This is a genomic window from Pseudoalteromonas sp. 13-15 (genome assembly GCF_001468205.2).
GTDB classification, from domain to species: Bacteria; Pseudomonadota; Gammaproteobacteria; order Enterobacterales; family Alteromonadaceae; genus Pseudoalteromonas; species Pseudoalteromonas marina.
In genome coordinates this window covers 470,921-484,992 of sequence record NZ_CP019162.1, presented here as the reverse complement: position 1 = coordinate 484,992, position 14,072 = coordinate 470,921, and the positions used below count along the sequence as shown (strand labels likewise).

Annotated in this window: 9 protein-coding genes; 7 read left to right on the top strand and 2 right to left on the bottom strand. The window is 40.0% G+C overall.

All coding sequences use genetic code 11. From position 1 onward, the window contains the following. Positions 1–3 precede the first annotated feature (3 nt). Positions 4–4,461 carry a glutamate synthase large subunit gene (gene gltB / locus ATS72_RS02380; protein WP_058428714.1) on the bottom strand — a complete coding sequence of 1,486 codons (4,458 nt, stop codon included), beginning with the start codon at positions 4,459–4,461 and terminating at the stop codon, positions 4–6. Between the two features lie 875 nt (positions 4,462–5,336). Here gltB and ATS72_RS02375 point away from each other — a divergent pair. The 6 genes from ATS72_RS02375 to ATS72_RS02350 all read left to right on the top strand — a co-directional run bounded on the left by ATS72_RS02375 (position 5,337) and on the right by ATS72_RS02350 (position 12,598). After that, positions 5,337–6,590 (top strand): efflux RND transporter periplasmic adaptor subunit, encoded by a 1,254-nt coding sequence (locus tag ATS72_RS02375; RefSeq protein ID WP_058428713.1) that lies wholly within the window; start codon positions 5,337–5,339, stop codon positions 6,588–6,590. A gap of 36 nt (positions 6,591–6,626) precedes the next feature. Continuing rightward, entirely contained in the window at positions 6,627–7,337 is a 711-nt protein-coding gene (locus ATS72_RS02370; RefSeq protein WP_058428712.1) for an ABC transporter ATP-binding protein, read from the top strand. Positions 7,338–7,340: 3 nt separating this feature from the next. Next, entirely contained in the window at positions 7,341–8,654 is a 1,314-nt protein-coding gene (locus tag ATS72_RS02365; RefSeq protein ID WP_058428711.1) for an ABC transporter permease, read from the top strand. An 11-nt stretch (positions 8,655–8,665) separates the two neighbouring features. Then, positions 8,666–9,874 carry an ABC transporter permease gene (locus tag ATS72_RS02360; RefSeq protein ID WP_058428710.1) on the top strand — a complete coding sequence of 403 codons (1,209 nt, stop codon included), beginning with the start codon at positions 8,666–8,668 and terminating at the stop codon, positions 9,872–9,874. 79 nt (positions 9,875–9,953) lie between these two features. Beyond that, a complete protein-coding gene (locus ATS72_RS02355; RefSeq protein WP_058428709.1) occupies positions 9,954–11,285 on the top strand; it encodes a sigma-54-dependent transcriptional regulator in 1,332 nt (443 codons plus the stop codon). Further along, the gene (locus tag ATS72_RS02350; RefSeq protein ID WP_058428708.1) at positions 11,285–12,598 is read left to right on the top strand and encodes a sensor histidine kinase; all 1,314 of its coding nucleotides are present in this window, start codon (positions 11,285–11,287) and stop codon (positions 12,596–12,598) included. Before ATS72_RS02355 ends, ATS72_RS02350 begins: the two co-directional genes overlap by 1 nt. A 91-nt stretch (positions 12,599–12,689) precedes the next feature. Here ATS72_RS02350 and ATS72_RS02345 read toward each other — a convergent pair whose 3' ends face one another. Then, positions 12,690–13,028 (bottom strand): Grx4 family monothiol glutaredoxin, encoded by a 339-nt coding sequence (locus tag ATS72_RS02345; RefSeq protein WP_006792409.1) that lies wholly within the window; start codon positions 13,026–13,028, stop codon positions 12,690–12,692. Between the two features lie 265 nt (positions 13,029–13,293). Here ATS72_RS02345 and ATS72_RS02340 point away from each other — a divergent pair, with 265 nt between their 5' ends. Further along, positions 13,294–13,875, top strand: coding sequence for a superoxide dismutase (locus ATS72_RS02340; RefSeq protein WP_006792408.1), 582 nt, complete (start codon positions 13,294–13,296; stop codon positions 13,873–13,875). Positions 13,876–14,072 lie beyond the last annotated feature (197 nt).

Sequence of the window (14,072 nt, the reverse complement as noted above, 5' to 3'; positions counted from 1 at the left end):
CCCTTATTGCGCCTGAACACGTAGTTCGGCACTACTACGGGCGCGATGCCCGAGTAAACTTTTTACGTCACTTGATTTAGGTTTTACTAATTTAAACATAGGTAAGTAGAGCTCAAAATTAGCTAAAATACTTTCTGCTCTGCATGAGCCTGTTAGCTCTAAATGCTCAGCAATTAATCCACGTAGGTGCTCTTGGTGTGACGTTAACGCTTCTAATGTCACAACTTCGACAAGCTCTGGGTTTATGCGTTTCTCAAAGTCGTTTCGCTCATCTAAAACATAGGCAAAACCACCGGTCATACCCGCCCCAAAGTTAACACCTACATTACCAAGCACACACACAACACCACCGGTCATGTATTCACAGCCATTATCGCCAACGCCTTCAACAACTGCTTGCACGCCTGAATTACGAACTGCGAAGCGCTCACCTGCGCACCCTGCAGCAAACAATTTACCGCCCGTTGCACCGTATAAACAGGTATTACCAATAATCGTAGCTTTATGACTTTCAAATGATGAACCCACTGGCGGACGAATAACTAGCTTACCACCAGCCATGCCTTTACCAACGTAGTCATTAGCGTCACCAACGAGGGTCATTTCAAGGCCACCTGCGTTCCAAACACCAAACGATTGACCAGCTGTGCCATGGAGCTCAATGGCTATCGGATCAGCCGCCATACCCTGATTTCCGTGTTTATCAGCAATGTAGCCTGATAGCATTGCACCAACAGATCTGTCTGTATTACAAATTCGGCTAACAAGTGAAATACCACTTGAAGCATCTATCGCTTCTTGCGCTTTTCCTAATAGGCTTTCGTTAAGCTTGCCTAAATAATGTGAGCTATTTGGCGCGCTACAAAATAACGTTTCGCCTGTTGGATTGTTTGGCTGCGCAATAACAGAAGATAAATCTATCTTTTTCTGTTTGGCTGTTTTGCCCTCAATTGCTTCAAGTAAATCAAGACGACCAATTAAATCTGTTAAGTTTGCAACACCTAGGCTTGCCATGATTTCACGCGCTTCTTGTGCAATAAACTTAAAGTAGTTCATCGCCATTTCAGGTAAGCCATGGTAATGCTTTTGACGAAGTGTTTCGTCTTGCGTTGCAACACCGGTTGCACAGTTATTTAGATGACAAATACGTAGATATTTACACCCTAATGCCACCATTGGGCCTGTACCAAAACCAAAGCTCTCAGCACCTAAAATAGCAGCTTTAATAATATCTAAACCTGTTTTTAAACCACCATCTGTTTGCAAACGAATACGATGACGAAGGCCATTTTCTACAAGGGCTTGTTGTGTTTCAGCTAGACCTAGTTCCCATGGGCTGCCTGCATATTTTACAGACGTAAGCGGGCTTGCGCCTGTGCCGCCGTCGTAACCCGATATGGTAATTAAATCAGCATATGCTTTAGCTACACCCGTTGCTATGGTGCCAACACCTGGTTCAGACACTAGTTTTACTGATACAAGTGCTTTTGGATTTACTTGCTTTAAGTCGAAAATTAGCTGAGCAAGATCCTCAATAGAATAAATATCGTGATGTGGTGGCGGTGAAATTAACGTCACGCCAGGTACCGAATAGCGAAGTTTAGCAATGTAAGGTGTTACTTTTTCACCTGGAAGTTGCCCGCCTTCACCTGGTTTTGCACCCTGCGCGACTTTGATTTGAATGACATCTGCGCTACGTAAATAATGCGGAGTAACACCAAATCGACCTGAGGCAACTTGTTTAATACGTGAGTTTTTCTCAGTGCCGTAACGAAGTTTATCTTCACCACCTTCACCTGAATTTGAACAACCACCTAGGCGGTTCATTGCAATTGCGAGTGCTTCATGTGCCTCTGGCGATAAAGCACCAATACTCATTGCAGCTGAGTCAAAGCGTTTGTAAAGCGCTTCTGCAGGCTCTACATCATCAATACTAATTCCATTTTCTGGTAATTTAAGTGCCAGCATATCGCGTAATGTTGAAATAGGTCGATTGTTAACAAGCTTTGCATACTCGTTGTAATCTCTGTATTCACCAGAGCGAACTGCTACCTGCAGTGTTTGGATTACATCTGGGTTATATGCATGGTACTCACCACCATGTACATATTTAAATAAACCGCCATGGCTAAGTAACTTGCGTTTACTTAAGGCAAGCTTATGTAAGCTTTGTTGATCGTCATCAAAGTCTGTAAAACATGCGCCTTTAATGCGGCTAGCCACACCTTTAAAACACATATCAACAACAGCATCTGATAAACCCACCGCCTCAAATAACATTGAGCAACGGTAAGAAGCGACTGTACTAATGCCCATTTTCGACATTATTTTGTATAAACCTTTGTTTACCGCTTTACGATAAGCAAGGGTTACCTCGCAGTAAGATTTATCGATGATTTTACTGTCGCTCATCGCTACCAACGACTCATACGCTAAGTATGGGTAAATAGCTGTTGCGCCAAAACCAAGTAACACTGCAAATTGATGAGGGTCTCTTACGCTACCCGTTTCAATTATGATGTTTGATTCACAGCGTAAATTGTTATCAACCAAACACTTTTGCACTGCACCTACAGCCATAGCCGCAGGGATAGGTAGGTTTACATCGTCAAAATTACGATCAGTTAAAATAAGCATGATAGAGCCAGCAGCTGCTTTCTCTTTTGCTTTATCGCAAATGCGTTTAACTGCGTTTTCTAAGCCTTCTTCAACAGTGTAAGTAATATCAATTTTACAATAGCTGTAATGCGCTTCATCTGCATTTAGTAGCTGCTGCATGTCTGCATACATTAAAATAGGTGTATCGAACTGTAAGCGCTTAGCGTGCCCTGTTGTTTCGTTAAACACATTTTGTTCGCTACCAATACACGTAGCCAAAGACATAACATGGTTTTCGCGAAGAGGATCAATTGGCGGGTTAGTGACTTGTGCAAACTTTTGACGGAAATAATCGTATAGTGAACGATGCCCTTCGCTTAACACAGCAAACGGAGTGTCATCACCCATTGAGCCAGTCGCTTCTTGCCCGTTTTCACCCATTACACGAATAACGCTATCCAACTCTTCATTGGTATAACCAAACATTTTTTGATATTTAGCTAACGTTTCATCGTCAAATGAACGATTGCCTGCATCTTGCTCTTTTAATTCTTCAAAGGGAGTCAAGCGCTTAACATTTTCTTCAAGCCACGACTTATAAGGATGGCGAGATTTTAAATCTTGGTCGATTTCGTCTGAGTGCCAAATTTTCCCCAATTTAGTATCAATTACTAAAAGCTCACCCGGACCCACTCGACCTTTTTCAACTACTTCATCGGCGGTGTAATCCCAAATGCCGACTTCAGAAGCAAGGGTAATAAAACCATCTTGTGTGATTACATAACGCGCAGGACGAAGACCATTTCGGTCTAAGTTACAGGCTGCAAAACGGCCATCTGACATAACAATCCCCGCAGGACCGTCCCATGGCTCCATATGCATGGAATTAAAATCATAAAATGCACGTAAATCGTCATCCATAGCGCGGTTTTTTTGCCATGCAGGCGGCACCAGCATGCGCATAGCACGGAATAAATCCATGCCACCGGCTAAAAATAGTTCTAGCATGTTATCAAGGCTTGACGAATCTGAGCCTGTTTCATTAACAAACGGCGCTGCGCTTTGTAAATCTGGAATAAGTGGAGACGAAAATTTATACGAGCGAGCACGAGCCCACTGACGGTTACCCTCAATGGTGTTAATTTCACCATTGTGCGCTAAATAGCGGAAAGGTTGAGCAAGTGGCCAACGAGGCTGTGTGTTTGTTGAAAAGCGTTGATGAAAAACACAAATTGCGCTGGTCATACGAATGTCAGCTAAGTCTAAATAAAAATTAGGCAAATCTGCAGGCATCATAAGGCCTTTATAGATAGTCACTAACCCAGATAAACTTGCAATGTAAAATGATTCATCGTCTGCTAAACGTTTTTCAGCACGACGGCGCGCTACGTATAAGCGACGTTCTAAATCTTTTGAACGCCAACCTTCAGGTGCGCTTACAAAAATTTGCTCAAAGCCCGGTAATTGCTGCACAGCAATTGGACCTAGCATTGATGGGTCGGTAGGCACTTCGCGCCAGCCTAAAATATTTAGCGTTTCTTTTTCTAATTCTTCGCTAAGAATTTCCTTTGCAGCTTGTGCTAAAACAGGATCTGAATTTAAAAAGATCATGCCTACTGCATAGTTTTTACCAAGGTGCCAGTTATGCTCACTTGCAATAGCACGGAAAAAACTATCTGGTTTTTGCAAAAGCAAACCACAGCCATCGCCTGTTTTACCATCAGCAGAAATACCGCCACGGTGTTGCATACGATCCAACCCAGTAATAGCAGTACGAATAAGCCGGTGACTAGCCTGACCATTAACTTGGGCAATTAAGCCAAAGCCACAATTTTCTTTCTCTAATTTCGAGTCGTATAACATAGACCCCTCCCCTTGCTTCACTGTTAGCGTTAATGAACTGCTCGACGATTTGCTAACAGCCGGTCAAAACTAGCCTCTATATCAAATAGAGTCAACAGTAATTTGAATACATATTCACATTCTTGAATATTTCTCACTTCATAGCAAGATTTCTTTTTTATCATTTTTATTAACATTTAGCGGTGTTTTCATCGTTATTTTTTCATGACACTGGTGTCAAGTTTAACATTTTGTAAAAATAGCTCTAAATAAAAACACAGTTTACGTAAACGTAAACCTAAATATTAGTGAATAAATATTCAATTAAAGGAATTTATAAAATGTGGGGATTATGCAAATAATATTACCCCTTTTCATTAACGAATTATAAAAGGGATAAATACAGGTAGAATTATGTTCCTTATTCTTCATTCAGCTTAAAAACTGTAATTTAACCACTCATTACTTTGATTAATTATTCGTAAATAGAAAAATAAAACCAGTCAAAGCTTAAATGTCACCCCGCTATTTAATCGCCTGAGTAGCTTAGCTTTAAAATACACTTACACTTTGAGTTCACTGTGGTGCCGACGTTATTGGTTTTCTTGTACCCGCAACGCAGTATCTACTCTTTATATATTGCTTTTTATGTGTCCGAAGCGGACACATAAAGTGTCCGCGGACATATTACTTTAATAAATAAATTATTAAGTATATTAATATCAATAGGTTAAATTTTGGCATGCTAATCGTATAGTGTAATTTAGTAATTATTATTTGGAAGAATTATGTTCACTTTAAGCTTATTTTTACTCTCGCCACTAGCCGCTATTTTTGCAGCACTACTTTATGTCATGTTTGAAAAAAATATAAATTCATTTAGTTAAGGTTGAATAATGATTAAAGATACCAGTGCTCAAGACATACAAGTTAAAACACCCGCAAACCATAAAAAACGTTTTCTTTTAATTATCGCTGTGTTGTTGCTTGTTATTGCTGCTACTTATGGAGTTATGTCAGGCTCGGATGCAACTAAATCATTTAGCCAAGAAAAGGTGCAAATAGCAAAAGTAGAAATTAAAACGCTTATTCGCGATGTAGCCGCAAGTGGAAAAATTGTTGCCGCCAATGCACCACATATCTACAGCCCAGAGAGAGGCTTTGTAAGCTTGCACGTAAAAGCTGGCGATACAGTTACCAAAGGCGACGAGCTTGCTGTACTTCATAGCCCTGAACTTACCAATGAATTAAAACAACAACAATCCGTATTACAACGCTTAGAGGGTGAACTTAAAAGGCAACACCTACAATCAAGAAGAGACACTTTAACCCTTACAAAAACACTCGATATGGCAAGTGTAGAATTAAACGCAGCACAAAGAGAAGATCGTCGCGCAAAACTATCAATTAAAAAGCATTTAATAAGCCAAATAGACCTTGAAAAAGCAATAGACGACTTATCACGTGCACAGCTTACCTATAAACACGCACAGCAAGAGGTGGCACTTGCTAAAGATACACTCGCATTTGAATTGCAAGCTGCTAAAAGTGATGTAGAGCGTCAGCAGCTGATCGTTGATGACTTACATAGAAAAGTAAATGAGCTGTCAATTCGGGCCACAGTGACAGGCATTGTTGGCAATCTGCTTGTGCAACAAAAAGCAGCCGTCACGCAAAGTCAGCCTCTGATGACACTCGTTGATTTAAGTCATTTTGAAGCACAGTTGCAGGTGCCAGAAAGTTACGCAAACGAACTCGGGTTAGGTATGGACGTAGAGCTTAAGCTAGGGAACGAAACAATAATGGGAGTGCTCTCGGCTATATCACCCGAAGTTAATAATCGCGAAGTAACCACACGTGTTCGCTTTACAAGCAACAGCAATAACATTCGCCAAAATCAACGTTTAACCGCGCGTATTTTACTAGACAATCGCCAAAATGTGCTGCAGGTAAAGCGAGGCGCTTTTATGCAACAAGGCGGCATTGTTGCATATAAAATAGACGGAAATTTTGCAAGACGTATACCTATATCCGTAGGTGCCACCAGCATTAACGCGGTAGAAATTTTAAGCGGCTTAAATGAAAACGACGAAATAATAATTTCTAGCTACAACCAATTTAACCAAGTAGACACGCTTTTATTAAATTAGAAGCGCTCTCAACCAGCGCCAATTTAAGGAAAAACCATGTTACAAATGAAAAACATAAGTAAAGTATACCAAACTGAAATGGTTCAAACTCACGCATTAAGAGACTTTAATTTAAATGTAAATGAAGGCGAATTTATAGCTGTCACAGGCCCTAGCGGCTCTGGGAAAACTACCTTTTTAAATATTGCCGGTATGTTAGAACCCTTTAGTGAAGGTGATTATATTTTAGATGGTGTAAATGTGGGTAACCTAAACGACAACCAACGTGCCGATTGCCGAAATCAAAAAATTGGTTTTATCTTTCAAGGTTTTAATTTAATACCAGATTTAAACCTCTATGAAAATATTGAAGTACCTCTTCGTTATAGAGGTATTAAAGCAAAAGAACGTAAACGTAGAATAGAGCAATGTTTAGAACAAGTAGGCTTAGCCTCCCGCGCTAAACATTTACCTCAGCAACTTTCTGGCGGCCAGCAACAACGCGTCGCTATAGCCCGCGCACTTGCCGGCGAACCACGTTTTTTACTTGCCGATGAGCCCACCGGTAACTTAGACAGCCTAATGGCTCGCCAAGTGATGGAATTACTTGAGCAAATAAATCGCGATGGCGCCACCATTATAATGGTGACACATGACAGTGAATTAGCCCGCCGCGCACCGCGCAACATTCAAGTAGTTGATGGACAACTTGCTGACTTTACTTTGTACCAAGGTACACAGCCAATAAAAGTCGCACAAGGAGTATAATTCATGCTGGTTCATTATATTGATCTGAGTTGGCGTAGCTTTAAACGCACACCACTCGTAAGCTTTTTAATGGTACTTGCCATAGCAATTGGTATTGGCATCACCATGACTAGTTTGAGTGTGTATCACATGATGTCGGCCGATCCAATCCCGCACAAGAGCAGTCAGCTTTTTAGTGTGCAGTTACAGATAATGGACGATGGAAGCACATGGTGGACGTCAGATAACCAGCCTCTTCAACTAACTTATCAAGATGCTGCAAATCTTTATCAATCCCAAGTAGGTGCTCAACGTTTAAAAATGGTACGAAGTGGTTTTTCTGTTTACATAGACTCTGACAAAGTAAAACCGTTTAGTCAAAGTGCAAGACTTACCACTCCTGAATTTTTTAATATGTTTGACCTCGAATTTTTACATGGTAGCAAGTGGTCACAGCAACAAGAAGACAATGCAGCGCCCGTTGTTGTCATTAGCGAGGAGTTAAACAATAAGTTATTTGCTGGCAAAAATTCAGTGGGTCAGGTTATTTACCTTGACGATGCTAGTTACGAAGTGATTGGCGTTACAAAAAACTGGCCTCTAACCATCAAATATTACGACTTAAACAATGGTGCATTTAACCAACCCGAACAACTTTTTATGCCATTTAGCCTTCTTGAGGCAAAGCAACTTGGTAATTGGGGAAATACTAATGGTTGGAAGCATGAAGATGTTCGAAGTTTTACTGCCAAATTACAGTCAGAAATGGTTTGGATTCAATTCTGGGTTGAATTAACGACCGAGCAACAAAAAAATGATTACGAGAATTACTTACTAGCTTATATGCAAGAGCAGCAAAAGCTCGGTCGATTTAATCGTAAAGAGCTCGCTTTTGGGCTTCGAGATGTTAATCAATGGATGGCTTACAATAATGTGGTTAGTGAAGATAACAAAATTTTAGTGGCTCTGAGTTTTATGTTTTTGGCTGTGTGTTTGGCTAATATACTTGGCTTATTACTTGCCAAATTTTTACGTCGAGCGCCAGAGGTTGGTGTACGCCGTGCTCTTGGTGCTAATAAACGGCAGATTTTTATGCAACATATCATTGAAGTCGCTATGTTAGGGCTTTTGGGCGGGCTACTTGGGATTGTATTTGCGCAGTTTGGCCTATTGGGTGTTCGTCAGAGCTACAGTTATTACGAAAGCTTGGCGACTATGGATTTAAGTATGTTACTAAGCGCCCCACTTATTGCAATCAGTACTTGTGTAATTGCCGGGCTTTATCCTGCTTGGCTGGTGTGTAAAACCAACCCTGCAATTTATCTAAAAAGCCAATAAGGACGAACACAATGATATTAGAAATTAAACCTATTTTTCATGCGCTGTGTCGATCTAAGGTGGGTGCAATTTTGCTACTTATACAAATAGCAATTACCACTGCAATTGTTAGTAACGCAGCATTTATAATTCAAGACAGAGTAACCTACCTTAACCAAGAAACTGGCTACCCGGAAGACGAAATACTTGCTTTTCATGTCATGCATTTTGGTAAAGATGTTCAAAGCCATCAGCAATTTGAACTTGATGAAGCCATGCTTCGAGCTTTACCCGGCGTTAAAGACGCCATATATATTAACAACATACCGTTATCAGGTAGTGGCAGCTCATCTGACTTCAGTATTAACTCTGCACCAGAGCCAGGGCTTTCAGCAAGAACGGCTTACTTTTTTACGGATGATCATGCAATTAATACACTTGGCATTGAGCTTGTTGCAGGACGAAACTTTACTCAAGATGAGATTGTTGTTACCAACGATAATGATCAACGAGCCAATGTGACAATTGTCACTCAAGCATTACTCAATGAGCTTTTTCCTGATGAAGAGGGCTTAGGAAAAACGATTTTTCTTGGTGATATTCCACTGAAAGTTGTTGGTGTAATTAAGCATGCAAAAGGGCCTTGGTTAAAAGACAGCCGCCCAAATAATATCGCATTAATTTCTTACATTAATCCCAATATATCTGGCAACTTTTTAGTTCGCACTGCGTCCAATGAGCGAGCAGACATAGCTAAACAGATTGAAGACGCAATGCTTAAAAATTATAACAAGCGTGTGATTATTCGAATTCGTGGTTTAGATCAAGACAAAGCGCAATATATGGCTGAAGACACATTGATGATGCGTATGTTAGTTGTGCTTATTACTATACTTTTACTTGTCACTGCTTTAGGGATCTTTGGCTTAACCTTATTCAATATAAGTAAGCGCACCAAACAAATTGGAACCCGTCGCGCTTTGGGCGCTCGTAAATCTGCAATTGTTAATTATTTTTTAGTTGAAAATGCATTGATTTGCATTGCTGGATTAGTTTTAGGCGTTATTGCTGCCCTCATACTTGGGCAATTGCTAATGCAACACTTTTCAATAGCTGCATTACCCTTAGGCTATGTCGCAGCAACTGCCGTTATGGTTTTTATCATGAGCCTTCTAGCTGTATTTGGCCCTGCTAAGCGTGCAGCAAATATTTCGCCAAGTATCGCAACCCGAACCATATAGCGCTGCTCCCAACCTATGCTACACTGGCAAAATACGGTGTAGCATTTTCTAAATAATAATAAACAGCGATTAAATTCACATGGAAAAAATACTTATCGTTGATGATAACCCGGCTGTTTTAGAGGCATTATCATTACTACTGGAAATACATAACTTTAATGTAGTTACCGCAACAACGCCCTTTGAAGCGATTCAAATTGTGCAGTACCAACGCATTGCTCTCGTTATTCAAGATATGAATTTTACCAGCGATACCACCTCAGGCGAAGAAGGTAAAACTTTGTTTTATGCGCTGCGTGAAGAGAACCCACACCTTCCTATTATACTAATAACCGCTTGGACTGAATTGTCAACGGCTATTGAACTTGTTAAAGCAGGCGCTGCTGATTACCTTCCAAAGCCATGGGATGACCACAAGCTTCTTACGTGCATTAATAATTTAATAGAGCTGGGGCGCACTAAGCAACTTGTAGCCATGCACAACCGCCAACAAAAAGAGCGAGATGATAAATATAACACTGCTAACTTAGCAGGCCTTATTTTTAAAAGTACCGCAATGGAGCGATTGGTCACAATGGCATTACAAGTGGCTAAATCTGATATTTCTGCACTCATAACAGGTCCTAATGGCAGTGGTAAAGAGTGTATTGCCACTATTATTCAAAAAAACTCTTCACTAATAAATCAGCCCTTCATAAAGGTAAATGCCGGCGCCCTACCCCAAGAGCTTTTGGAGGCTGAATTGTTTGGTGCTGAAGCAGGTGCTTATACTGGTATAAGCAAGCAACGTATCGGTCGTTTTGAGGCAGCCGATGGTGGAACATTATTTTTAGATGAAATTGGCAACTTGCCGCTTTCTGGGCAAATGAAGTTGCTAAGAGTGTTGCAAACAGGTGAATTTGAACGGTTAGGGTCCACACAAACGCGCAAAGTAACTGTACGTGTTATATCAGCTACCAACGAAAATTTATTACAAGCAATAACCGAAGGTCGTTTTAGAGAAGATTTGTACTATCGCCTTAACGTTATTGAGTTAAACGTACCTGCGCTTTGTGAACGCGTTGATGATATTGCGCCACTCATTAATCACTTTTTACCACATAGAGAGCTAAGTATTGATGCAGAGCAAGCCCTTAATCGATACCAATGGCCAGGTAATGTAAGAGAACTTGAAAACGCCTGTAAACGTGTTGGTGTAATCAAGCCTAATGGTTTGCTTAGTGCAGAAGATTTTGGCCTAACACCATCATCGCCAATAAAAAATAACGACGTAAAAAAAGAACCTACAAAATTCGAAATTGAACAATCAATACGCGCTAATCAGGGGGTTATAGCCAAAGTAGCACGAGAATTTGGTTTAAGCCGCCAAGCACTGTATAGGCGCTTACAAAAAATGGGTATTGATTACTAATGTTTAATTTTATTAGTGGCTTATCGTTAACTCAAAAAATAATGGCTATATGTGTTTTATGCAGCGTTTTACCTGTTGTTAGCATTACAATAATTTCACAACATCCGCTGTATTACTCTGTGTTGTTGGTCATAGCAGCTATGCTAATAAGCATCTTGCTAGCTAGAGCTTTAACAAAGCCTATTAAGCTAGGGTTGCAATCGCTAGAAACTGGCTTACTTAATTTTAAAGATGGTGAACTTTCTAGTTTATTAGCCTATAAAAACAACGATGAGTTAGGAAAGCTATGTCTGCTTTATAATCAAACGGCAAAACAACTTCGTCAAGAAAAACAGTGGATTTATCAACGAGAGTTAATGTTAGATAAAGTATTACAAAGCTCTCCCCAAGCACTTTTACTTGTTAACGATAATAAAATTGTTGTATTTAGTAACTTAGTCAGCCGCACTTTATTTAATAGCAAAACACAACTAGAAGGCACGCAACTTCACGAGTTATTGTCTGATGCACCTATTCAACTTACTAATGCTATTGAGCAAGGCGTGGATGGCTTGTTTAATATTGAAATAGATAGTCACGATTCTCAAACTTGGCATTTATCGACTGGCGAGTTTTTGCTTAATAATCAAAAACATCACTTGTACATATTTAAACAACTGACCCGTGAACTCAGCCGCCAAGAAGTAGCAGTATGGAAAAAAGTTATTCGAATAATAAGCCACGAGCTCAATAACTCTCTTGGCCCTATGTCATCAATGCTACACAGCGCTCAGCTTTTAGCTAGCCGCGTAGATGAGCCTCGCCTTGCAAGAGTGTTTTCAACAATCGATGAAAGAATAAGTCACTTGACTGAGTTTGTTCAAGGCTACGGCAAATTTGCAAAGCTCCCTACACCACAAAAATCAGCGATAAATTGGCAAAACACATTAAATGATCTGAATAGACAATGGCAGTTTAGCTACACAGTAAGCAGCACCCAAAGCATATTACATGCAGATCAGGCACAACTTGAGCAGCTGCTTATCAACTTACTCAAAAATGCACACGAGTCAGGCTCAAGTCCGTCTAAAATAAACATAGATATAACGTTCTTTAGTAATACTTGCATAGTAGATGTAAGCGATGGCGGAAAAGGCATGAGTGAGCAGGTTATGGCTAATGCCCTTGTACCTTTTTATTCTACAAAAAGTACAGGAAGTGGTTTGGGGTTAGCTTTGTGCAGAGAGATTGCTGAAGCACATAAAGGACAAATAAGCTTACATAATAAATTAAGTGGTGGTCTAAACGTGCAAGTTACCCTGCCGTGCAGATAAGTGATGTTGTTAAAAAAACTAAAAACAATAAAGCCACTTAACGTGGCTTTTATTATCACAGCACTATAGAAATAGAGTTCACAAAATAAGATTACTCAGCGTCAGCTTCTTTGTACTTAGCCGCTGTTTCTGTGATTAACGGTTGTAATTCACCACGTTGGAACATTTCGATGATGATATCACAACCACCAATTAGCTCACCCTCAACCCAAAGTTGTGGGAATGTAGGCCAATTTGCGTACGCAGGAAGCTCAGCACGAATGTCTGGGTTTAGTAAAATATCAACGTATGCAAACGGTTCGCCACACGACATAAGTGCTTGTGAAGCTTGTGAAGAAAAACCACAGTTTGGTAACTTAGGTGACCCTTTCATGAAAAGGATAATTGGGTTTTCTGAAATTTGCTGTTTAATTTTATCAATGGTTTCCATCTACAACCTCAAAGTAACGATAGCTAAATATACTTAGGTCTTGAAAATAACTCATCGTGACCATAAATATATAACTTAAAATGGGCAAATAAAGCCACAATTGAAATAGTCTTTCGCAATAGCATTGCTGTTTGCTTAAACTTGAGTAAAATACTCAACAATTATAGTAACACTATATTCCCACTTGGTATAGGTAAGTGGTCTGTTTCAACAGGCATTACGTATTACCAAATGGACTATCAACTAAAAAAGATGGAGATAAAAAATGGCATTTGAACTACCGTCACTACCATATGCAATCGACGCACTTGAGCCACATATTTCAAAAGAAACATTAGAGTTTCACCACGGTAAGCACCACAACACGTACGTTGTTAAGCTTAACGGTTTGATCCCTGGTACAGAGTTTGAAAACAAATCTCTAGAAGAAATCGTATGTTCATCAGAAGGCGGTGTATTTAACAACGCAGCGCAAATCTGGAATCACACGTTTTACTGGAACAGCCTATCTCCAAATGGCGGCGGCGAGCCTACTGGCGCAATTGCAGATGCAATTAACGCTAAATGGGGTTCTTTTGATGCGTTCAAAGATGCATTAAACGACAAAGCAGTGAATAACTTCGGTTCAAGCTGGACTTGGTTAGTAAAACTTGCCGATGGCTCTTTAGACATCGTTAATACATCTAACGCTGCTACACCACTAACTGACGAAGGCGTTACACCTGTTCTTACTGTAGATTTATGGGAACACGCATACTACATTGATTACCGTAACGTGCGTCCAGATTACCTTAAAGGTTTTTGGTCACTTGTTAACTGGGAATTTGCAAACGCAAACTTCGCTTAATTAGCACTTACCGCTAATTTAAAAAAGACGCTAAAGCGTCTTTTTTTATGCCTATTATTTATACTTTTAAACTCTGTCATTTGACAAAATAGTCTTCTTCAACATGATCTTTTTTCACTTAAATTTTTAATTTTATTCCACAAACATAGACTTTCGCGACTAAACTTTAAAATGTAAGCACCTTTTACAGCGGGTTT

Coding starts and splice junctions, on each gene's coding strand:
- ATS72_RS02345 (WP_006792409.1), bottom strand. CDS start 13,028: ATGGAAACCATTGATAAAATTAAACAGCAAATTTCAGAAAACCCAATT.
- ATS72_RS02350 (WP_058428708.1), top strand. CDS start 11,285: ATGTTTAATTTTATTAGTGGCTTATCGTTAACTCAAAAAATAATGGCT.
- ATS72_RS02340 (WP_006792408.1), top strand. CDS start 13,294: ATGGCATTTGAACTACCGTCACTACCATATGCAATCGACGCACTTGAG.
- gltB (WP_058428714.1), bottom strand. CDS start 4,461: ATGTTATACGACTCGAAATTAGAGAAAGAAAATTGTGGCTTTGGCTTA.
- ATS72_RS02370 (WP_058428712.1), top strand. CDS start 6,627: ATGTTACAAATGAAAAACATAAGTAAAGTATACCAAACTGAAATGGTT.
- ATS72_RS02360 (WP_058428710.1), top strand. CDS start 8,666: ATGATATTAGAAATTAAACCTATTTTTCATGCGCTGTGTCGATCTAAG.
- ATS72_RS02355 (WP_058428709.1), top strand. CDS start 9,954: ATGGAAAAAATACTTATCGTTGATGATAACCCGGCTGTTTTAGAGGCA.
- ATS72_RS02365 (WP_058428711.1), top strand. CDS start 7,341: ATGCTGGTTCATTATATTGATCTGAGTTGGCGTAGCTTTAAACGCACA.
- ATS72_RS02375 (WP_058428713.1), top strand. CDS start 5,337: ATGATTAAAGATACCAGTGCTCAAGACATACAAGTTAAAACACCCGCA.